17 protein-coding genes are annotated in these 21,033 nt (G+C 69.2%); 3 read left to right on the forward strand and 14 right to left on the reverse strand.

Annotated features, from left to right (window positions below):
• Window position 1 precedes the first annotated feature (1 nt).
• The 6 genes from OXU32_17370 to trxA are packed head-to-tail and all read right to left on the reverse strand — an operon-like array spanning window position 2 to window position 8,351.
• Window positions 2-1,285 (reverse strand): asparagine synthetase B, encoded by a 1,284-nt coding sequence (locus OXU32_17370; protein ID MDE0075724.1) that lies wholly within the window; start codon window positions 1,283-1,285, stop codon window positions 2-4.
• Entirely contained in the window at window positions 1,282-3,066 is a 1,785-nt protein-coding gene (locus OXU32_17375) for a hypothetical protein (protein ID MDE0075725.1), read from the reverse strand. The genes OXU32_17370 and OXU32_17375 overlap by 4 nt, the downstream gene beginning before the upstream one ends.
• The gene (locus tag OXU32_17380; GenBank protein ID MDE0075726.1) at window positions 3,063-6,443 is read right to left on the reverse strand and encodes a hypothetical protein; all 3,381 of its coding nucleotides are present in this window, start codon (window positions 6,441-6,443) and stop codon (window positions 3,063-3,065) included. Before OXU32_17380 ends, OXU32_17375 begins: the two co-directional genes overlap by 4 nt.
• Window positions 6,440-7,102: a DUF4159 domain-containing protein gene (locus tag OXU32_17385; protein ID MDE0075727.1), complete on the reverse strand. Its 663-nt coding sequence runs from the start codon at window positions 7,100-7,102 to the stop codon at window positions 6,440-6,442. Before OXU32_17385 ends, OXU32_17380 begins: the two co-directional genes overlap by 4 nt.
• 51 nt (window positions 7,103-7,153) lie before the next feature.
• Window positions 7,154-7,999, reverse strand: coding sequence for a 16S rRNA (cytidine(1402)-2'-O)-methyltransferase (gene rsmI, locus OXU32_17390; protein MDE0075728.1), 846 nt, complete (start codon window positions 7,997-7,999; stop codon window positions 7,154-7,156).
• A gap of 22 nt (window positions 8,000-8,021) precedes the next feature.
• Window positions 8,022-8,351 carry a thioredoxin gene (gene trxA, locus OXU32_17395; GenBank protein MDE0075729.1) on the reverse strand — a complete coding sequence of 110 codons (330 nt, stop codon included), beginning with the start codon at window positions 8,349-8,351 and terminating at the stop codon, window positions 8,022-8,024.
• A 115-nt stretch (window positions 8,352-8,466) separates the two neighbouring features.
• On the opposite strand from trxA, the gene OXU32_17400 reads away from it, so the two are divergent.
• Complete coding sequence (locus tag OXU32_17400) at window positions 8,467-8,922, forward strand: VOC family protein (GenBank protein MDE0075730.1); 456 nt, start codon at window positions 8,467-8,469, stop codon at window positions 8,920-8,922.
• Here OXU32_17400 and OXU32_17405 read toward each other — a convergent pair.
• Both OXU32_17405 and clpB read right to left on the reverse strand, forming a co-directional pair.
• On the reverse strand, window positions 8,909-9,424 hold the full coding sequence (locus tag OXU32_17405; protein MDE0075731.1) for a hypothetical protein: 516 nt from the start codon (window positions 9,422-9,424) through the stop codon (window positions 8,909-8,911). The two genes, OXU32_17400 and OXU32_17405, sit on opposite strands and share 14 nt — an antisense overlap.
• Window positions 9,421-12,012 (reverse strand): ATP-dependent chaperone ClpB, encoded by a 2,592-nt coding sequence (clpB, locus tag OXU32_17410; GenBank protein MDE0075732.1) that lies wholly within the window; start codon window positions 12,010-12,012, stop codon window positions 9,421-9,423. Before clpB ends, OXU32_17405 begins: the two co-directional genes overlap by 4 nt.
• Before the next feature lie 287 nt (window positions 12,013-12,299).
• Between clpB and OXU32_17415 the strand changes: the two genes are divergently transcribed.
• Together OXU32_17415 and OXU32_17420 are read left to right on the forward strand one after the other, a co-directional pair.
• Window positions 12,300-14,297 carry an oligopeptide transporter, OPT family gene (locus tag OXU32_17415; GenBank protein ID MDE0075733.1) on the forward strand — a complete coding sequence of 666 codons (1,998 nt, stop codon included), beginning with the start codon at window positions 12,300-12,302 and terminating at the stop codon, window positions 14,295-14,297.
• Window positions 14,294-14,647 carry a hypothetical protein gene (locus OXU32_17420; protein MDE0075734.1) on the forward strand — a complete coding sequence of 118 codons (354 nt, stop codon included), beginning with the start codon at window positions 14,294-14,296 and terminating at the stop codon, window positions 14,645-14,647. The genes OXU32_17415 and OXU32_17420 overlap by 4 nt, the downstream gene beginning before the upstream one ends.
• A gap of 31 nt (window positions 14,648-14,678) precedes the next feature.
• Here OXU32_17420 and guaA read toward each other — a convergent pair whose 3' ends face one another.
• Genes guaA through hisS form a run of 6 tightly spaced genes read right to left on the reverse strand, consistent with a single transcriptional unit; the run spans window position 14,679 to window position 21,031 of the window.
• Window positions 14,679-16,235 (reverse strand): glutamine-hydrolyzing GMP synthase, encoded by a 1,557-nt coding sequence (gene guaA, locus OXU32_17425; GenBank protein ID MDE0075735.1) that lies wholly within the window; start codon window positions 16,233-16,235, stop codon window positions 14,679-14,681.
• Window positions 16,232-17,485, reverse strand: coding sequence for a diaminopimelate decarboxylase (lysA, locus tag OXU32_17430; GenBank protein MDE0075736.1), 1,254 nt, complete (start codon window positions 17,483-17,485; stop codon window positions 16,232-16,234). Before lysA ends, guaA begins: the two co-directional genes overlap by 4 nt.
• 1 nt (window position 17,486) lies before the next feature.
• Window positions 17,487-18,947: a proline--tRNA ligase gene (gene proS / locus OXU32_17435; GenBank protein ID MDE0075737.1), complete on the reverse strand. Its 1,461-nt coding sequence runs from the start codon at window positions 18,945-18,947 to the stop codon at window positions 17,487-17,489.
• Window positions 18,940-19,230: a hypothetical protein gene (locus OXU32_17440; protein ID MDE0075738.1), complete on the reverse strand. Its 291-nt coding sequence runs from the start codon at window positions 19,228-19,230 to the stop codon at window positions 18,940-18,942. Before OXU32_17440 ends, proS begins: the two co-directional genes overlap by 8 nt.
• Entirely contained in the window at window positions 19,224-19,730 is a 507-nt protein-coding gene (locus tag OXU32_17445) for a hypothetical protein (GenBank protein MDE0075739.1), read from the reverse strand. Before OXU32_17445 ends, OXU32_17440 begins: the two co-directional genes overlap by 7 nt.
• Window positions 19,727-21,031: a histidine--tRNA ligase gene (gene hisS / locus OXU32_17450; protein ID MDE0075740.1), complete on the reverse strand. Its 1,305-nt coding sequence runs from the start codon at window positions 21,029-21,031 to the stop codon at window positions 19,727-19,729. The genes OXU32_17445 and hisS overlap by 4 nt, the downstream gene beginning before the upstream one ends.
• Between the last annotated feature and the right edge of the window lie 2 nt (window positions 21,032-21,033).

The following is a 21,033-nucleotide window of genomic DNA, read 5'->3' on the forward strand; positions in this document are numbered from 1 at the left end:
GTCAGGTCTTGCGCTGCTTCTTGCGAGCCGCCGGGAAGAGGACGTTGTTCAGGATCAGGCGATAGCCGCCTGAGTTGGCGTGCAGCGAGAGATCCGTGGGGGGATCGCCGATCTGGTGCTCGGGGTCTTCCGGATCGTGCCCGCCGTAGAAGGTCCAGGTTCCCTCGCCCCGGTTCCCGTGGAGGTATTTGGCCCATCCGCCCTCCTGCGCCAGGACGATGGCGCCCGGCTTGATGCGGTCCAGGCGGAAGGACGTGGTTAGCCCGTAGAAGTCGGAGAGCACGTCCTCATGGCTCTGCGTCAGCATCGACGGCACGGGATCCAGCTTGGCCGAGAACTCGAAGAGCGAAAACGTGCCGAGTTCTTCCCGCCAGGGCGTATTGACCTGGTGGCCGTCGATGTCGCTGAACGCGTTGACCGACGGAGAGAGCTGCACTTCGGCGTTCTGAAACCCCAGCGCCCGACCCCACTGCATGTGTGCCGAGGCGTCGAGGGCCGGCGGGGTCCCGTCGGCGAAGGCCGCCGCGATGTCGGCATCCCGGGCCGCCAGGGCCAGGCCGAGCGTCTCGGTTGCCGAGCACATGGCAAAGAGGAAGCCGCCTGCCTCGACGTAGTCCAGAATCACGCTCGCAACCGCCTTCTTGAGCGCGGGCACGTGCGGATATCCGAACGCGGTCGCCACCTCCTGGTTTCGGGCCACTTCCTCCTGCAGCCAGGGAGCTCCCGCGTACGTGATGAAGAACTTGGAATACTGGCCCGTGAAGTCCTCGTGGTGGAGATGGAGCCATTCGTAGTTCTCCAGATCCCCGTTCAGGACCTCCGGATCCCAGACCTTGTCGTAGGTGATGCCTGCATACTCGAGCGCCATCGTCACGGCGTCGTCCCAGGGCGTCGTGTTGGCGGGCGTGTAGATCGCAACGCTGGGCGCCTTCTCGAGGATCACCGACTCCATGTTGGAGCGCGCGATCAGCGCGCGTATCGCGGCTACGTCGGCGGCGCCAACCGGCTCGATGCTGACGCCGCGAAACGCCGCTTCCCGACGAACGTCCTGCCTGTCCGGCAAGAGGAAGGCGCCGTCCCGGTAGTTGAGCAGCCACTCCGCGGTCGCGCCCCGCTCGAGGCTCCAGTAGGTGAGGCCGTAGGCCTTCAGGTGATCGTCCTGATCCTGGTCCATCGGCACCAGCAGATGCTGGGCCCGCAGGGCTCCCGGAGCCAGCAACAGGGCCGCGAGCAGCGTCGTCCGGGCCAGGCACCGCCCGCCTCTCGATCGGAAAGAATCGTTCACGATGCACCTCCTGACGCCCTCAGGCGTTCCAGTTCGCGGCGGGCCACCGGCACGACCGCGCTGTTGGGGCGGGCCAGAATGAGTTCCTCGAGCAGCTCGATGGCGGCCGGCACGCCGGTGGGGGTGGTTGCCCGGTAGCGGGCCAACTGCAGGATGGCTTCCGGCGCCTCGCTCGACTCCGGAAAGGTGGCGGCCAGAGATTCGCGCAGGCGCGCTGCCTCGCTCTGCTGGTCGATTTCGTCGGCGATGCGGGCGGCCATGGCGAGGAGGGGCGGCTGGTCGTCCGGCGGCAGGGCGTGCACCGCTTCGGTCACCAGCGAGAACGCCGCGCCGGCGCCCTCCCTGTGGCGCGCGATGGCCACCCTGCCCGCCAGCGCGGCCGCCTGCTCGCCCACCCGGTCCAGGATGCCGATCAGCTGCACGATCGCCGTAGCCTCGGTCGCGGGCAGTCCCCCCGCGGCGAGCATCAGGTTGATCCGGGCGCTCTCCCGGTTGTCCGCCTCGAGCGCCAGCCACGCGCGCTCCTGGGCGCTCAGCGGACCCTGAACCCCTTCCAGCACGAACGCTGCGGTTTCCAGGTCGCCGTTCTCGCGAAAGCGTGCCGAAAGCGCCACCGCCAGCGGATCGGCTTCGGGTGCGTTCGGAAACTCCTCGCGGAAGGCCGCGAAGCGGTCGAGCAGCGCGAGGGGAGCGCCGGTCGCCGTCTCCAGTCGAATCATCTCGGCGAGAGCACGTCGCCGCTCCGGCGAGCGCTCGGGCAGTCCGCGGGCGTACCGCTCCCTGGCCTCCAGCGCGCGCACGGTATCGCCGGCAACGAGCGAGGTGACCGCGATCTGTCGATCCAGCGTGCGCGCTCGTGAACCCCTCGGAGTCTCCCGGCGCAACTGCTGCAGCGTCCACAGCGCAAGCTGATCGGCGTCCTTTTCCTCGGCGAGCCGCAGCAATGCGTTGAGGAAGCCCTCGCGCTCACGCTCCGGAAGATCTCCCGCAACCTCCTCCGCAAGACTCAGCGCCTCCGGCTGCAGGCGAGCCTCGAGCGCGATCTCGATTGCCGCCCGCCTGCGGGTTTCGGACGCACCTTCCGCCGCCAGCTCGCGAACCACCGCGGGTGCCAACCCGGGATGCTCCCCGCCGGTGCGCACCATCCGCCGCAAGGCCCCGGGCGCCTGGGCATCCGGGCCGTCGAGGGCGCGTGCCCACTCCATGAGGGCCTCCAGGGGACGATCGAGGCGAAGCAGGACATCTCCGGCTTCGACCGCGAGGACTCCACCACCCGCGCGGCTCTGTCCCCGCCGAAGCACGGACAGCGCTTCCTCGCCCCCGAACGCCCGTTCGTACACTCGCGCGACTTCGCGATAGGAATCCGGCGAGGCCGGGTTCTGCGCGATCCAGGACTGCGCCGCGGAACGCAGTTCGGCCAGGGAATCCACCTCCAGGAGGATCCTCAGCTTGAGGTAGCGGGGACCGGTGGACACGGGGTCGACCGCCAGGAACGCGTCGATGGGATCCAGAACCTGCGACACCCGGCCCTGTGCCCGCAGCACGCGCTCCAGTGCGAAAATGGCTCCCGAGGAAGCCGGCCGCTCCGCCAACAGCGACGTGAGGATCTCGACCGAGGCGGCGTAGTCTCCCGCCGACTCGGCGCGCGCAGCCTCGCGCAGCAGCCGGGATTCATCGCTCGACGACAATTGGCCGTCCGCGGTGGCGGGTGCGAGCGCAAGCGCCATGCCGATCACGAGCCAGGGAACTGCCGACAGCCTCCGCCGGGTGCCGTCGTTCACGACCCGCCTCCCGGGGGCAGGGTGGCGGCAGCCTGGTTGAGGCGCTCGAAGTACTCGATCACCAGGCGCCTCTGCGCGGGGGGCAGGCGACCCAGCACATCCGCCGGAGGAAGCTCGAACCGGAGCGCGTTCAGGTCCTCTTCCGAAAGAGGCCCTACGACGTTTCGCTCGAATTCTCCGGGAACCTCGGATTCCCGCTCATCCGACTCCTCGTCCCGCTCGAGGCTTCGCCCGGCATCCAGCAAGCGCTGGAAGAGTTGCTCCTGGCGTTCGATGGTTTCCGCTCGCAGGCGCTCCATCGCGAGTTCCTCGGCCAGAGCGGCCGCCTCCTGCGCAAGCTCATCAAGATCCCCGAGCGCCTGCTCTTCGGAGTTCGGCTGCTGCGCCAGATCACCGAGCTCGCCGGCCACCGCCTCCTGACCCTGCGAGAGCTGTTGCATCTGCCTGGCGAGCGCCTGCTCGCCCAGCTGCATCGGCATGAGTTCCTCGGTCTGCATGATCAGATCACCCTGTCGCTGGGCGATCGCCTCGAGCATCTCCTGCATCTCTCCGGCTCCGCCCGAAGCCGCATCCTGCCCTGACTGCCCGGCGCCTGCGATGGCCTGGAGCGCAACCTGGTTGAGCGCGCGAACCGCCGCCTCGGCGGTCGCGGTCGGAGACGGCGTCGACCCACGCCGGCTGTCGAGCGCTTCCAGCGTCTCGGTGATGGCCTCCATGGCTTCGCCGATGGCGGTGCTGACCGCGCGATCAACCTGGCCGGAGGCGCGCGATCCGGCGCTCAGGTTCTCGGCCATGTTGCGCACCCCACGCAGAAGCGATGCCTCATCGGCCCGCATGGCCGCCTGCTGCTCCGTGTTCGCGCGCCGCATCTGCTCGCGCAACGCGGCCTGCTGGCGCGCGAGGGAGAGCGCATCCTCGGCCGTCTGCCGGAGGGCCTCGCGGGCGGCGGCATCCATGGACTGCGTCATCTCGGCGCGCGCTTCCGCCAGCGCCTCCTGTGCTTCCCTGAGCGCCTCGGCCGCCTCTCTGGCCTCCTGCGCGGCCGACTGTGCTTCTCCTGCCTCCGCCTGCTCGCGGGCTTCGGCCATGTCGCGGCGCGCTTCGTCGGTACGCTCGCCCGCGGTCTGGGCGCGGTCTCCGGCCTGTTGCTCTCCCAGCTCGTCGAGGTGCTCGCGCGCCTCTTCCATGCGCTCCAGGAGCGCTTCGGTCTGCTGCTCCAGGTCGGCCTGCTGGCGCGCGCGCAGGTCGAGGGTGTCCCCCTCCTCCATCGCGTCGGCGAGCGCATCCTCCCTGCGCGCCAACTCCGCGGCCTCCTCCTCGGCGGCGCGCAGTGCCTGTTCCGTTGCGGCGCGGCGGAAGCGCTCGATGGATTCCTCCAGACGCTGGCGCATTTCCTCCTGGTCCTGCGCGAGCCGTTCCAGCGCTTCCAGGGAAGCGGCTTCGTCCATCTCCTCCAGGTTGCGCGCCATGTCTTCCATGCGTTCGCGCAGCTCCTCCGGCATCATCTCCTCGAGAAGACGCTGAAGCTCCTCCATCTCCTCCGTGAACTCGGGATCCGGCAGACCTGCCTGGCGCATGGACTCGGAGACCTCCTCCAGCTCCTGCCTCAGCGAATCCACCTCGGCGGCCAGTTCCTCCTGCGCCTCGAGCGCCTGCCGCAGCTCCTCCTGCTCCTCGAAGCTCAGCTCCTCCTCGCCCTGCGTTCCAGGGTTCCGGCGCTCCTCGGCGAGCTCCGCCTGATTGCGCCGCTCCAGCTCGCGGGTCTCCTCGGCCGCTTCTCCCGCCTGTTCAGCCAGCGACTCGACCTCGGCCGCCGCGTCCTCGAGCATCTGCTGGGCCTGCCAGCGAAGCTCGGAGGCCCCCGGCATGCGCAACACGTATTCCGGGCTCTCGCCGATCTGCGGCGACGGTGCGTTGTCGAGCACGCGCGCCCGGTAGCGGACCACGTCGCCGGCGAGCAGTCCCCAGTCTGATACGTCCAGGAGCGGGCGCACGAGGGCGCTCCGGGTGCCGGCCATTCCCATTCTGCGCACGACCGGATCCTCGGGCGCCCCCAGAGACCGCACCCGGTAGGCCACCAGCTCGACGGAAGCGAGTCCGTAGTCGTCCTGAGCCTGAACGACCAGCGGCTGCTCCATCGAGAGAGGCAGAACGGTGTCGCGGCCGGGAAACACGATGGCGACAGCGGGCACCGAGTCGCGCACCAGGGTGATGTCGAGCGGAACGGGCGGGATCTCCGGACCGCCGCCGCGCGCATCGACCAGATGCCAGTGGTATACGCCCCCGACGCGCGGCGTCCAGTCGGCATGGAAGCGGGGGCCGTCGACCTGCAGGGCGACAGCCGGTCCGCCCGGCTCCTCGACCGCGAGGCTGGCCACCTGAAGTTCGCGGCTGGCGCGTCCTTCCACGCGGACGCGGGTGCCCACCGGAACGCTCAACCCGGGCGCGGATCCCCGATACTCCTCCGCATACCGGCCGGTGTGGGGAGGGAAGGTGAGCTGCAGGGTCAGATCCGCCACGAACAGCGGGTCCACCGGCGTGACCCGGTAGCGCTCGCTCGTGCTCCCGTCAGGCGCCGACGCCCAGTACTCGAAGGCGGTTTCCACGGCGTTGAACCGGAACGTTGCGACGCTGTCAGGCATCTGGCGCGTGTCGGCGCGCGGTACGTCTCCGGGCGCGCGGGAGTGCAGCGTAACCTCGAGGCGTCCCATCGTTTCGACCTCGATGGCGACGTCCGACCCCCGGGCGACCTCGATGTCCCCCGGCCGGACCACCAGAGGGGCATAGCGCGGGCTCGCCATCACCCCGAAGGGAGTCGCGAGCCCCGACCACGCGCGCCGCGACCGTTCCGGCGACGCGACCCACGCGGAGATCACGGGTACGCTGGCCACCACCAGCGCCCCCGCCCCGAGGCGCATCCAGCGGCCGCTGCGCCGGTGGAGCGATCCGGCCAGCACGGACGTGGGGGACGTGAGGCGCCCCGCAACCCGCGCTTCGGCACGGCGTGCCAGCGCGGCCGATACGCCGGGCGGGACCGAACGGGAGAGTTCGAGCGAGCTACGCACCACGCCGCGGGCCAGACCGGTCGCCTCCTCCATGGTTGCGGCGACCCTGGCTTCGTCGAGCCAGCGGCGCCGGAGCCGGAGCAGCAAAGCGACCAGGGTGGCGACCGCGGCGACCGCGAGCCCGTCCAGGATCAGCGGCGCCGCGCTTCCCTGACGCCACCCCGCCGCGCCCCCCAGCCACCATGCGAGCATCAGGATGACGGCCACGGGAACGGTCGCCCACAGCACTCCCGCCATCCCGAAGCGGGTTCCGACGTGACCGCGCACGGCCTCGAATGCGCCGCGGACGCTCGGGCGGGCCGCCGGGCTCATGAGGCCCCCCGGGTGATGGCGTAGACGAACAGGTTCACGCCCATGCGCAACGCCTGCTCGCGGGTTTCGGGGGGATCCTCGTGCACCTCGGGATCCTCCCAGCCGTCTCCCAGATCGCTTTCGTAGCTGTAGAACAGCATCAGCCGGCCGCGCTCGAAGAGGCCGAAGGCCTGGGGCGGGCCTCCGTCGTGCTCGTGGATCTTGGGCAGGCCTTCCGGGAGCAGGTGAAAGGTGCCGAAGACCGGATGATCGGGGGGGATCTCCACGAGTTCGCGGCCGGGGAACACGCGCGCGATCTCCCGGCGGAAGGACTCGTCGAGACCGTAGTTGTCGTCGACGTGCAGGAATCCCCCCCCCAACAGGTAGTCGCGCAGCGCGGCCTGCTCCTCCAGCGCGAAGCTCACGTTGCCGTGGCCGGTCATGTAGACGTAGGGGTAGTCGGGGAGCGCGGGATCCCGGAGGGTGATGGTGGCTTCACGATCCGCCACCGGCAACCCGGTGTCGGCTGCGATTCGCTCCAGCAGATTGGCCAGCGAGGACGGGTTCGCATACCAGTCCCCTCCTCCGTCGTACTGGAGGCGCGCGATGGTGAGCGTCGGTTCGACGGGCGGGGTGGCCGCGAGCACGGCCGCGAGGATCGCGAGAACAATCTTCAGCATCGATTCCTGAACCACTCCCGCCCCTGAGCGCGCCTGCCGCGCGGCGCGTGTCTACTCCGTCTCCGGCCCATCCGGCACAACAGTTGAATGTACGATCCGGTAGGCGCGGTTGCGAGATACCCCGAGCAGGGCCGTCAACTCCCGGACGGCTTCACTCGGCCGCGTGCCCCCGGCCAGCAGTTCCGCGGCCCGTTCCCGAACCGCGGATTCGTCGGGTTTGCCTTCCGGAGAGCGGTCGACCACCAGCGTCAGCTCTCCCCGGGGGGCGCGCGCTCCGAAATGAGCCCGGGCCTCGGCCAGGGTCCCTCGCACGAACTCCTCGTGCAATTTGGTCATTTCCCGCGCCACCGCCACCCGGCGGCCGGAGCCGCACGCATGCTCGAGGTCGATCAGCAGGCGGCACAGCCGGCCGGGGGCCTCGAAGAGCACGGTAGTCTCCTGCGAATGGGCGACCCGCTGCAGCAGAGCGCGCCGTTCGAGTCCCTTGCGGGGCGCGAATCCCAGGAAGGCGAAACGGTCGGCCGGAAGCCCCGACCCCACCAGCGCTGCCAGAACCGCGGACGGACCCGGCACCGGAACCACGTCGTGCCCGGCTTCCAGCGCGGCGTCCACCACGCGCGCGCCCGGATCCGAAACCAGCGGGGTTCCGGCGTCGCTCACCACCGCGGCGTCAAGTCCCGACTCCAGGCACTCGAGGACCCGCCCCGCGCGCGCCGCCTCATTGTGCTGATGCAGGGAGGTGAGGCGCGTGTCGACGCCAAGGTGCTGCAGCAGCCGTCCGGTCCTGCGCGTGTCTTCCGCGAAGATCCTCTCTACCTCGCCCAGGACCTGTGCGGCGCGCCCCGAGAGGTCGGAGAGGTTGCCGATCGGGGTGCTGACGAGGTAGAGGGTCGCCACCCCCGGCTCGCGTATCGCGGACCTACAGGTGCGCCTCGATCTTCTCCTCGAGATGGGCCCTCGGAACGGCGCCGACAACGGTGTCGACGTGCCTCCCGTCCTTGAAGAAGAGAATACTCGGGATCGAGCGCACCCCGAAGCGCGCGGAGGTGCCGGGGTTGGTGTCCACGTCCACCTTCCCCACCGTCACCCCACGGTCACCATACTCGTCTGCGAGCTGGTCGACGATGGGCGAGACGATGCGGCAGGGGCCGCACCAGGTCGCCCAGAAGTCCACCATCGCCAGTCCCTGGCTGTTCTCTATGTCGTCGGCGAAGCTCTCGTCCGTAACCGTCAGAACTCGATCGCTCATTCTGGCTGATCTCCTTGATCCCGGTCCCGGGTCGTTCGTACGATGGAAGCGGAGGCGCCGCACCGCGCTTCCCTGCTTCCCTGGATTTCGAAGTATAACCGAATCTCGGCCGGTCATGGAATTCGACCCCGCAGCGGGGCCCGTGGATCCCTCGCCAACCCTGCCGCGCTACCCGGTGGACCATGTCGGCATCGCCGTCCACTCGATCGCGGAGTCGGCGCCTCTGTTCGAGACCCTGACGGGTGAGCGGGCCTCGCCTCGCCGGTCCCTCCCGGAACACGGCATCGACGTATGCTTCATCGGCGCAGTGGAGCTGCTCGAACCCCACGACCGGGGCGGCGCGGTGGCGCGGTTCCTCGCAGCGGGGGGCTCGAACCTTCATCATGTGGCCTTCCGCGTCGAGAACGTGCGCGTCGAACTCGACCGCCTGATCGCCGCGGGGTTCCGGCCCATCGACCGCACTCCGAGGCCCGGTGCGCACGGCGGCCTGGTCGCCTTCCTCCATCCCAAGGGGACGGGGGGAGCGCTGGTGGAACTGGTCGAGCGGGCGCGGCCTCTCAGCGCCCCGTGATCTTCTCCAGTTCGACCGACTCCACGAGCCACCCGGACGCGGTGCTGATCACGAACACTCCGACATCGCGATGGATCCGCTCTCCCCGTCGAACCTCGACGGATACCCGGGTGACGGGCCGATCGCGACCGGGGACCGGCTCCGCGGCGATCACCACATAGCCGTCGTGCCGCAGCACCGCCGCGATGGCATACATGCGAACCTCGACCTCCTGCCGGGTCGGGCAGCGGTCCGCGGCTCCCAGCCAGGACGCAACCCGGCGGAGTCCGCAGCCCAGTCCTCCGCCGGTGTCGGCGATGGAACCCCCGTCGGTGCCGAACGCGTGCGCCATCGCGTCGAGGTCCTGTCGGTCGGCCGCGTCCAGAAAACGTTCCGCGGCGCGGAGAGGGCCGGCGTCGTTCTCAGCCGGAGGCAGCGGCGGGGAGGTTGCGCACCCCGCGGCCCCCAGAGCCACCGACCAGCGGATCGCGGCTGCACCAACCCGGCGGAACGGCCCGCTCACGCCCGTTCGAAGGCCAGGCCGGCGGCGTCCGCGGCGGGGACCACGCGAATGGTCGCGGATTTCCCGGGATCTTTCTCGAGCAGCGACATGGCAAGCGGGTCCTGGACGAGACGCTGAATGACGCGCCGCAGCGGGCGCGCGCCGAACGCGGGATCGTAGCCCTCCTTCGCGAGGAGCTCCCGGACTTCGGGCGCAACCTCGAGCGTGATGCCCAACTCGCCGGCCAGCGCCTGCACCCGGGCGAGCTGCAGATCAACGATCGCGCGGATCGAGGCCCGGTCCAATGGCCGAAAGAGAACAATGTCGTCCACTCTGTTCAGAAACTCCGGACGGAAGTGTCGCCGCAGCTCCCGGGTGACGGTCGCCTCCACCTCTTCCCACGGATCGGTTCCGGCGTGCCTCAGGATGTAGTGGCTGCCCAGGTTGGAGGTCATGATGATCACGGCATTGCGGAAATCGACCGTGCGGCCCTGGGAGTCGGTCAGCCTGCCATCGTCGAGAATCTGAAGCAGGACGTTGAAGATGTCGGAGTGCGCCTTTTCGATTTCATCGAACAGGATGACCGCGTGCGGGCGCCGGCGCACGGCTTCGGTCAGCTGGCCGCCTTCGTCGTAGCCCACGTAGCCGGGAGGCGCGCCCAGCAGCCGCGACACGGCGTGCTTCTCCATGTACTCCGACATGTCGAGGCGCACCATCGCGCGCTCGTCGTCGAAGAGGAACTCGGCCAGCGCGCGCGCGGTTTCGGTCTTCCCCACCCCGGTCGGACCCAGGAAGATGAACGATCCGATGGGCCGGTCGGGATCCTGGAGCCCGGCCCTTGAACGGCGCACCGCGTTCGAGACGGCCGCGAGCGCCTCTTCCTGTCCGATCACCCGCCCGCCAAGCAGCGCCTCCAGCCGAACCAGCCGCTCCCTCTCCGATTCCGCCAGGCTCGCCACCGGAATCCCCGTCCATTCCGCGACGACCGCGGCGATGTCGTCGGCGTCCACCTCCTCCCGCAGCCAGGTGCCGCCCGCCTGCAGCTCCGCCAGCCGCTGCTCCGCCAGCCTGAGCGAGGTGCCGAGCGCCGGGAGCTCGCCGTAGTCGATCTCGGCGGCCCGCTGAAGGTTGCCGGTCCGCTTCGCACGCCCGGATTCGGTGCGGAGCGCGTCCGCCGCCTCCTTGAGCGTCTTCAGGCGGTCGATGGCGTCCCGTTCCGCCTGCCACCCGGCTTTCATGCTGGAGCTGCGTTCCCTCAACTCGGCCAGCTCCAGGCGGATGCGCGCGAGGCGTTCCCGCGCGCCGGGGTCGCCGTGCTCGTCCTCCAGAGCCTGGCGCTCGATCTCGAGCTGAATGGCGCGCCGTTCGACCTGGTCGATTTCGGTGGGCAGGGAGTCGATCTCGATCTGGAGCCGGCTGCCGGCCTCGTCCATGAGGTCGATCGCCTTGTCTGGCAGGAAACGGCCCCCGATGTAGCGGTCGGACAGCTGGGCCGCCGCGACCAGGGCGTCGTCGCGGATGCGCACGCCGTGGTGCACCTCGTAACGCTCCTTGAGGCCTCTCAGGATGGCGATCGTGTCCTCCACCGACGGCGGCGCCACGTACACGGGCTGGAAGCGCCGCTCCAGGGCAGGGTCCTTCTCGATGTGCTTCCGGTATTCGTCGAGGGTGGTCGCGCCCACCATGCGCAGGGCGCCCCGTGCCAGCAGCGGCTTCATCATGTTGCCGGCGTCCACCGCCCCTTCCGCGGCGCCGGCGCCGACGACCGTGTGCAGCTCGTCGACGAACATGACGAAGCGGCCCTCGGCGTCGGAGATCTCCTTCAGCACCGCCTTCATGCGCTCTTCGAACTCGCCGCGGTACTTGGCACCGGCGAGCATGGCCGAAATGTCCAGAGACAGGAAGGTTTTTTCCGCCAGCGCGCCGGGGACGTCGCCGGCAACGATGCGCTGGGCCAGGCCTTCGGCGATGGCGGTCTTTCCCACCCCTGGCTCGCCGATGAGCACCGGATTGTTCTTGGTGCGGCGGGCGAGCACCTTGATCACCCTGCGAATCTCGACGTCCCTGCCGATGACCGGGTCCAGCTTGCCGCGGCGCGCCAGCGAGGTCAGGTCGCGGCTGTAGCGCGCGAGGGCCTGATACCGGTCCTCCGGGGTCTGGTCGGTGACCCGGTGGCTGCCGCGGACCGCCGACAGTGCCTCCAGCACCCGCTCCTCCATGGCGCCCGCCGACCGCAGGATTTCGCCCGCGTCGTCCTTCTCGACGGTGAGCCCGAGCAGGAGGTGCTCGGTCGACACGTAGTCGTCCCCGAGCTCGGCGGCATGGCGCTCGGCCGCGGAGAGAGCGCGCGCGAGATCGCGGCTGACGCGCGCATCCGATCCCCCCGAGACGCGGCCCAGTCCGTCGAGTGCGGCCTGTACCCGCTCGCCGACCGCGGGGGCGGAGACTCCGATCTTGTCCAGGATCGGCGTGACGATGCCCTCTTCCTGTCGGAGGAGGGCGTCGAGCAGGTGGATGCCGTAGACCTCGGCGCTCCGGCGTCGGCCGGCGTCCGCTATGGCGGCCCGCAGCGCCTCGGCCGCCTTCACCGTCAAGCGGTCGACTTCAATCATCTGATATTCCCTCCGCGTGTGGTCGTGCACGCCTTGTCTGCCATTTTGGCAGACCATAAATCTGCCAATTTGGCAGACTTCGGTGCCTGAGCCCCGATCCATCCACGCCCGCATGGGCTTCCGGGCATCCGCCCACCCCTGAAATTCAAGATTCGGACCATCCGCGGAGGCCGCGGTGTAGCCAGTTCCAGCCGGCTCGGCCTCCCCCGTTCGCGCGCTTGACAAGCCGAGAAGGCGCGATCCACGTTGCCCGGGTTCCGCGCAACCCGTGGCTGGAGGCAAGAGTGGCGACAGTCGATCCCGGGCCCCGTGGCGGGCTCCCTCCCCAGGCCTACGAGACCCTGCCGGGCGACCAGTACCGCCCCTACGTGGGCGCGCGCGAGCAGATCCTGGAGTTCACGCCCCGGGCCGTGCTGATCGGAGCGGTTCTGGGCATCGTGTTCGGCGCCGCCAACGCCTACCTGGGGCTGCGCGTCGGGCTCACGGTAAGCGCCTCGATCCCCGCGGCGGTCATGGCGGTAGCCATCTTCCGCATCTGGGGCGGCACCATTCTCGAGTCCAACATGGTGCAGACGGTGGGCTCGGCGGGGGAGTCGCTGGCCGCCGGGGTGATCTTCACGCTCCCCGCGCTGTTCCTCTGGGCGCGCGAAGACCCCGCCATCCTGGTGAGCGTCACGCAGATCACGGTGATCGCGCTCTTCGGGGGAATGCTGGGCGTGCTGTTCATGATTCCCCTGCGCTCCTACCTCATTTCGCGCGAGCACGGCAAGCTGCCCTATCCCGAAGGCACTGCGTGCGCGGAGGTGCAGGTGGCTGGGGACGTGGGGGGCGGCAAGGCCCGCCTCCTCTTCGCCGGGCTCGGTGTCGGCGCCGTCTATCAGGCGCTGGCCAACCCACGCGGGCTCTCGCTATGGAACGAGTCGCCGGCGGCGCCTCTCCCGGGCAAGGCCCAGATCGGGGGAGACTTCACTCCCGAGCTGCTGGGCGTCGGGTTCATCATCGGACCGCGCATCGCCACCATCATGTTCTCGGGGAGCGCGCTGGCCTGGCTGATCCTGATCCCGGTGATCAACGCCTGGGGCGGCAACGACGTCGTGTATCCGGGCACGGTCCCGATGGCGGAGCTGGGATCGGCGGAGATCTGGAGCAACTATATCCGCTACGTGGGGGCCGGCGCCGTGGCCTTCGGGGGCATCGCGACCCTCGTCAAGTCGCTGCCCACGATGATCGAGAGCTTCAAGCTGGGGCTGGGCGGCATCGGGGGCGGCGGCGGACCGACTTCCCGCACGCAGCGGGACCTGTCCATGCGCTTCGTCTTCACCCTCGCCCCGCTGCTGGCCGTTGCGCTCTGGCTCTGGCCGGGCGTCCCGGTGAACCTGCTGGGCGCGGTCCTGATCGTGCTCTTCAGCTTCTTCTTCGTGACGGTATCCTCGCGCATCGTGGGGCTGATCGGCTCCTCGTCCAACCCGGTTTCGGGGATGACCATTGCCGCCCTGCTGCTCACCTCGCTGATATGGGTGGGACTGGGGCTGAACGACGGTACCGCCGCCTCCAAGGTCGCGGTGCTGGCGGTGGGCGCGGTGGTGTGCATCTCGGCGGCGATCGCGGGAGACACCTCACAGGATCTCAAGACCGGATTCCTCCTGGGAGCCACCCCGCGCTCGCAGCAGATCGGCGAGCTGATCGGGGTGATCACCAGCGCGGCGGTGATGGGCGGGGTGCTCATCGTGCTCAACGAATCGTACGGCATCGGAGGAGCGGAACTGGCGGCCCCCCAGGCGAACCTGATGAAGCTGGTCGTGGACGGCGTCCTGGCCGATACCCTGCCCTGGATGTTCGTCATCGTCGGCATGGCGCTGGCCGCCGTCGTCGAGTTCGGACTCAGGCTGCCGTCACTGGCGTTCGCCGTGGGGCTGTATCTGCCGGTTTCGCTCATGACCCCGATCTTCGTGGGGGGCATGATGCGGCGCGCGCTGACCCGCCGTTATTCGGGCCCGGAGGGCGGCGGAGACCGGCTGGCCGAGCAGCGCGAACGGGGCGTTCTGTTCGGCTCCGGCCTGATCGCGGGAGCGGCCTTGGTGGGGGTCCTGATCGGGGGTGCGATCTACCTGGTCACCCAGGTGACCGGCGACCCCTCGCGGGCTACGCAGTGGATTGTTGGCCACGCGTGGAGCGTAGGCCTTTTCACGGGGTCATCCGGGCTGGTCGGGACACTGATCTTCGCGGGGCTCTGCCTGCTCCTCTGGCGTGCGGCCACCAGCGGAGAGGCAGGCAAGGCATGAGACCGGTGACGGCGCGTGGGGTGCGGAAGTTCCTGGCGGGCGGCCTGCTGTGCCTGCTGTTCGCGTGCGGCGGCGACCAGGCGCCCGACGCGGCGGGGACGATCTCCCGGGACGCTTTCGTAGGCACCTATGTGGAGCTGCGCACGGCGGCGCTCCATTCACCCGATGGTCGGGTCGGCCCCGAAGCGAAGGCGGAGATCCTGGAGTCCAATGGGGTCACCGAGGCCGATTTGCTCGACTACGTCGACGTCCACGGGGCCCGCCTGGAGTTCATGGTCGAAGTGTGGGCCGAGATCGACGACACGCTCCGGGCCCTGCGCACCGAAGACGACCCCGCTCCCGCGTCCTGATCTCCGCGGGAGCGAGCAAAGCCCGTCCTCCTCACTCCCACTCGATGGTGGCCGGGGGCTTGGAGCTGATGTCGTAGGCCACGCGGTTCACCCCCGCGACCTCGTTGATGATGCGGGTGGAGGCGCGCGCCAGCACTTCCGGCGGAAACCGGTACCAGTCGGCGGTCATGCCGTCGCGCGAGGTCACGGCGCGCAGCGTCACCGCGCACTCGTAGGTCCGCGCGTCGCCCATCACGCCCACGGACCGCACCGGCAGGAGTACCGCAAACGCCTGCCAGATCTCGTCGTAGAGCCCGGCGGCACGGATCTCCTCCAGAAAGATGGCGTCCGCCTGCCGCAACACCTCCAGCCGCTCCCACGTGACTTCGCCCAGGATGCGCACGGCAAGCCCCGGGCCCGGAAAGGGATGGCGCGCCACGAACGCCTCCGGGAGCCCCAGCTCCTGCCCCACCCTGCGCACTTCATCCTTGAACAGCTCGCGGAGCGGCTCGATCAGTTCGAACGGCATGTCGTCCGGAAGCCCGCCCACATTGTGATGGGTCTTGATGGTTGCGGACGGACCCCGCACGGAGAGGGACTCGATGACATCCGGGTAGAGCGTGCCCTGCACGAGCAGGGACGCGTCCTTACCGGCCTCTCGCGCCGTGCGCTCGAAAACGCGGATGAAGATCTCGCCGATGATCCGGCGCTTGCGCTCGGGATCGTCGACCCCGGCGAGCCCTTTCAGGAACTCCTCGCGCGCGTCGGCGACCAGAAGCTCCATCCCCATGTGCCTGCGGAAGGTGCGTTCCACGCCCTCGCGTTCGCCCTTCCGGAGGAGCCCGTTGTCCACGAAGATGCAGGTCAGGCGGTCGCCGAGCGCGCGATGCACCAGGGTGGCCGCGACCGAGGAGTCGACCCCGCCGGAGAGGCCGCAGATGGCGGACCGGCTCCCCGCCTGCTCGCGGATGGCGGCGATGCTCTCTTCGACGAACGCGCTCGCCGTCCAGCTCGGACGGCAGCCGGCGACGCGGAAGAGGAAGTTGGAGAGCATCCGGTCGCCCTCGGGGGTGTGCGCGACTTCCGGATGAAACTGCACTCCGTAGATGGCCCGGTCCTCGGCCCGGAACGCGGCCACCGGGAGGCCTTCGGTGGAAGCGACGACGCGATACCCTTCCGGAGGCTGGTCCACATGGTCGCCGTGTGAACACCAGACCGTGACCGGATGTTCGCGCGCGAATCCCGCGAACAGGCCTTCCGCTTCCCTCAGGCGCAGCTCGGCTCGTCCGTACTCGCGCTTGCCGTACTCCACCCGTCCACCCTCCAGTTCGGCGATCAGTTGCATGCCGTAGCAGATTCCGAGAACCGGAACATCCATGTGCAACAGCTCCGGCTCCACCCCCGGGCCATCTTCCTCGTAGACCGAGGACGGCCCGCCCGAGAGCACGATCGCGCTGGGCGCCCAGCTCCGGATCCACTCCACGGACCGGGTCGGCGGGTGGATCTCGCAGAAGACCCGCTCCTCGCGGACGCGGCGCGCGATGAGCTGGGTGAACTGCGATCCGTAGTCGAGGATCAGAACCCGGTCGCGCGGCCTGGTGAGGGTCATGACGGGATCCTCTCCCCCCGAATCAGATCGGCGAAGGACTCCCGCCGGCGGATCAGGTGAAGTCCGCCGCCGGCAACCAGCACTTCCGCCGGGCGCAGGCGGCTGTTGTAGTTCGAGGCCATGGAGAAACCGTAGGCGCCCGCGGTCCGCACCACCATGAGATCGCCCGCGGAAGGCAGCTCGATGGCGCGGTCGCGCGCGAGAAAGTCGCCGTCCTCGCACACGGGGCCCACCACGTCGGTCACTACCACCGCCGCGCCCGGACGCGCGCGCACCGGCTCGACCTGGTGATACCCGCCGTAGTGACTGGGGCGCAGCAGCTCGGTCATGCCCCCGTCCGTGATCACGAAGGTCTTGTTTCCGGATCGCTTCACGTACAGCACGCGCACGATGAGCGTCCCGGATTCGCCAACGATGAAGCGGCCCGGCTCCAGTACCAGCCGCAGGCCGCGCCGTCTTACGGCAGGCAGGACCGCTGCGGCGACGCGCGCGAGATCGATCTCGGAGTCGTCTCCGTAGGCGACCCCGAACCCACCACCCAGATCGACGTACTCGAGCGGGATGCCCTCATCGGAAAGCGCCCGCTCCAGGGCGAAGATCTCGCGCGCGGCGCGTTCGTACGGTTCGGCGTCCACGATCTGCGACCCGATGTGGACTGCGATGCCCGCGACCCGTAGCGCGGCCCGGGAGGCCGCCCATCGATAGAGGTCCATGATCTCGTCGGCGGGAACCCCGAATTTGGTGCCGGCGTGCCCCGTGCGCGTGTACTCGTGAGGCGTGGGCGAGGCGATGTCCAGGTTCACGCGCAGCGCGATGCGGGCGCGCACACCCCGCCGGACGGCGATGCGTTCAAGCAGATGCAGCTCCTCACGGCTCTCGACGTTGAACCCGTAGATTCCGGCTTCCAGCCCCGCGCCGAGCTCCTCCTCGCTCTTGCCTGCACCGGCGAACACGATCCGCCTTGCCGGAATCCCCGCCTCGAGGGCGCGCGCCAGCTCTCCTCCGCTCACGATGTCGGCGCCGGAACCGAGCCGAGCCAGGCGGTTGAGAAGCGCCAGGTTTCCGTTGGCCTTGACCGAATAGGCCACGAGCAGGCGGGCGCCCGCGAAGGCGGCTTCGAAGGTGCGATACCTGTCTTCCAGCAAGGCTCCATCGTAAAGATAGAGTGGGGTCCCGAAGCGAGCGGCGATGTCGTCGAGGGCGAACGGTCCGCAGCGGAGCACGCCGTCCGAGCGAGCCAGCGGAGTCACCTCAGTATGCCCGCGCCCACGCCACCTCCATTTTGGCAGCGCCGCCGCCGATGCACCGCGAAGGCCGGCTGGACGACGCGAACTCGTCGTCGGGGATGACCCGGATCGTGGCCCTGGTCGCCTGATTGACCTTCTCTTCCACGTCGGGGTCGCCGCTCCATCCGGTGTACACCAATCCACCCCCCGCGTCCAGGATCTCCTTGAGCTCGCCGAGATCCGAGACCCCCCTGTGGGAGTTGGCTTCGCGGCGCGCGCGGGCGCTCTCGAGCAAGTCTGCGTGCAAGGCGTCGAGAAGAGCCGGTAGGGTGGCCAGGGCTTCTTCGCGCGACAGAAAGCGCTTGCGCTCGCTGCTCGAGAACGGAACCCGCCGGGCCAGCACCACCTGCCCCTTCGCCACATCGCGCGGCCCGATTTCGGCGCGGAAGGGAGCGCCCTTGCGCTCCCACTCGTAGAACTTTGCCCCCGGGTTGAGGTGGTCGCGGGCGTCGATGCGCACCCGCACCCCTGCCGCGACCAGCTGGTCGCGGAAGCGGTCGGCCTCTTCCAGCACCAGTACGCGCTGCGCGTCCGTGCGCCAGATGGGCACAACCACGACCTGGGCCGGAGCGATCCGCGGCGGCACGACGATGCCGTTGTCGTCGCCGTGGGTCATCACCATGCCCCCGACCATGCGCGTGGACACGCCCCAGGAGGTGTTCCAGGCGTATTCCTCGCGCCCCGCCTCGCTCTGGAAGGTGAGGCCGAACTGGCGCGAGAAGTTCTGTCCCAGGAAGTGGGAGGTGCCCGCCTGAAGCGCGCGATTGTCCTGCATCAGCGCCTCCACGGAATAGCTTCGCACCGCACCCGCAAACTTCTCCGATTCGCTCTTGAGCCCGCTGACCGGGGGCATCGCGATCCAGTCCTCCTGGAACTGCCGGTACACCCCGAGCATGCGCCGTGCCTCCTCTTCGGCCTCTTCCCGCGTCGCATGTGCGGTGTGGCCCTCCTGCCAGAGGAATTCCGAGGTCCGCAGAAAGAGCCGGGTGCGCAGCTCCCAGCGCATCACGTTGCACCACTGGTTCAGCAGCAGGGGCAGATCGCGATAGCTCTGCACCCACTTCGCGTACATCGAGTAGATGATGGTCTCGGAGGTCGGACGAACGACATAGGGCTCATCGAGTTCCTTGCCGCCGGCGTGGCTCACCACCGCGAGCTCCGGCTTGAAGCCCTCGACGTGCTCCTTCTCGCGCTCGATGAAGCTCATCGGAATGAGCAGGGGGAAATAGGCGTTCTCGTGGCCGGTCTCCTTGAAGAGGCCGTCCAGTCCCTGCTGCATCAGTTCCCAGATCGCGTACCCCCAGGGACGAATGACCATGCATCCGCGCACCGGCGAATAGTCGGCCAGTTCCGCGCGCTGAACGACATCGTTGTACCAGGCCGAGAAGCTCTCGCTCCGGGGCGTCAGCCGCTTGTCATCAGCCATTTGTCTGGTCCTGGGGGTGGCCCGCGGCGCCGCGGGAAGGGTCGCGTCTGTTCTCTCGGCGAAGTACGAAGAACCCGGGAACGCTGAAGAGCAGGAGCGAGGAGATGAACCACGATATCCGGAAGGGCGCGCCCGTCAACTCGTTCAGGAGCAGCGCCACCAGCGCGCCCCCGCCCAGGGACAGGGCCGCGGCCGCGGCCAGAATGAAGAACTCGAGGATGTTGAGCCGGCGCACGGCGCGAGCCATGTCCCGGCGCACCCCCTTGTTGCCGTCGGCTACCATTCCGGGGGCGTTCCGTGGTAGAAGTAGACCCGGTGGCCGCTACCCCGCCCCGTTCCAACCTCGCCGTACCAGCCCTCCAGAGGAATCCATTCGCCCCAGGCCACGGGCACCAGATCGCCTTCATTCGCTCCCGGCGGCACCGCCGCGTGGTAGACGATCGCACGAATCGCGACCAGGGCCGAATCGCGGGCGGCGCGTTCGGGCAGCAGCTCCCGCAGGGTTCGGCTGAATTCCACGCGCCCGCCGGGCTCCTGCGCGAGCAGATGAAGGGTAAGGCGGCGGTCCAGCACCGGGTCCGGCACTTCATCGAAGAGGACGAGAGGAATCGCCTCGGCATCGTCGGCGCCGAAGGACGAACGCGCTGCCGGGGGCGCCGGAGCGGGCGCCGCGTCCTCCCTCGCGTCGGGTGGGCGGTCGGGAGAACAGGCTCCCGCGCACAGACACGCGGCAGCCCAGACGAGAACCCGCGGCGGTTGCCGGCCTGCCCGGCGAGAGGTCATGGCGTCGGCCTGCCCCGGCGCAGATCGGCCAGCGAGACTTCCTGCTGACTGCCTTGCGCCATGTCGCGGATCACCGCCACCCCTCTCGCCGTCTCCACCGGCCCCAGAAGTATGACCCTGCGGGCCCCCTGGCGGGCGGCCATGGCCAGCTGCTTGCGCACGGGACGTTGCTCCAGGGCATAGGAGACGGTGGAACCCGCCTCCCGCAGGGCGTGGGCGATTTCCCGTCCCAGCAGACGCTGGGCCGGCGAGACGCTGGCAATGAACCAGTCCATCGCGGGGGTCGACCGCGGGAGCAGTCCCCGATCGCGCAGCAACTCGGTGAGCACCACATCCCCCATTCCGAACCCCACCGCCGCAAGAGGTTCGCCGCCGACCCGCTCGAGCAGCTGGTCGTAGCGGCCTCCCCCGCAGATGGCGCGCAGTTCGCCCCTGCGATCGAAAAGCTCGAAGACGATGCCGGTGTAGTACGCCAGCCCGCGCACGATGCGCAGGTCGAAGCGAAGGAACGGACCGAGCCCCATCGCCGTCAGGTCCGCCTCGTAGCGGCGCAGTTCGGCAAGGCTGGCGCCCACGGCATCACGTTCGCCAAGCAGGTCTTCGACCACGTCCAGCCCGGAACCGTCCAGGATCTCCAGAAGTGAATCCACGGCCCGGGGGGCCAGCCCGGCGGATTCGTGCAGCCGGGCGCGCGTCAGATCCGGGCCCACCCGTTCGTACTTGTCTATGTGGACATAGGTTGCCGCGATCCGGTCTCCCGGCACGCCCAGCGCGTCGAGAATCGCGGACAGCAGGCGGCGATCCGAGACCCGGGCCAGGAAGTCGTCCGGTCCAAGACCCAGCGCCCGCAGGGCGTCGACCGCCACCGCCAGGACTTCCGCGTCCGCGCCCGTGCCGGCCTCGCCGAGGATGTCGACGTTCCACTGGAAGTGCTCCCGCAGACGCCCCCGCTGCTGTCGCTCGTAGCGAAAGAGCTGCGGGATCGAAAACCAGCGGATGGGCTTCGCCATGGCCCGGCTCCGCTCGCCGAGCATGCGCGCCAGCGACGGCGTCATTTCAGGGCGCAGCGATACCTCACGCCCACCCTTGTCGACGAATGCGTACAGCTGCCCGACGATTTCGTCGCCGCTCTTTTCCCGGTAGAGTTCCAGCGGTTCCAGCGGGGGACCGTCGTATTCCTGGAAGCCGTAGCGACGCGCCATTCTGCGCCAGCTTCTGAACACGTGTTCCCGCTCGGCCAGGGCCTCTGGAGCGAAGTCCCGAAAGCCCGGAAGTCTGGGGAAGGCTTTCCCTTTTGGCATGG

Source organism: Gammaproteobacteria bacterium, assembly GCA_028819075.1.
Taxonomy (GTDB): domain Bacteria; phylum Gemmatimonadota; class Gemmatimonadetes; order Longimicrobiales; family Gaopeijiaceae; genus BD2-11.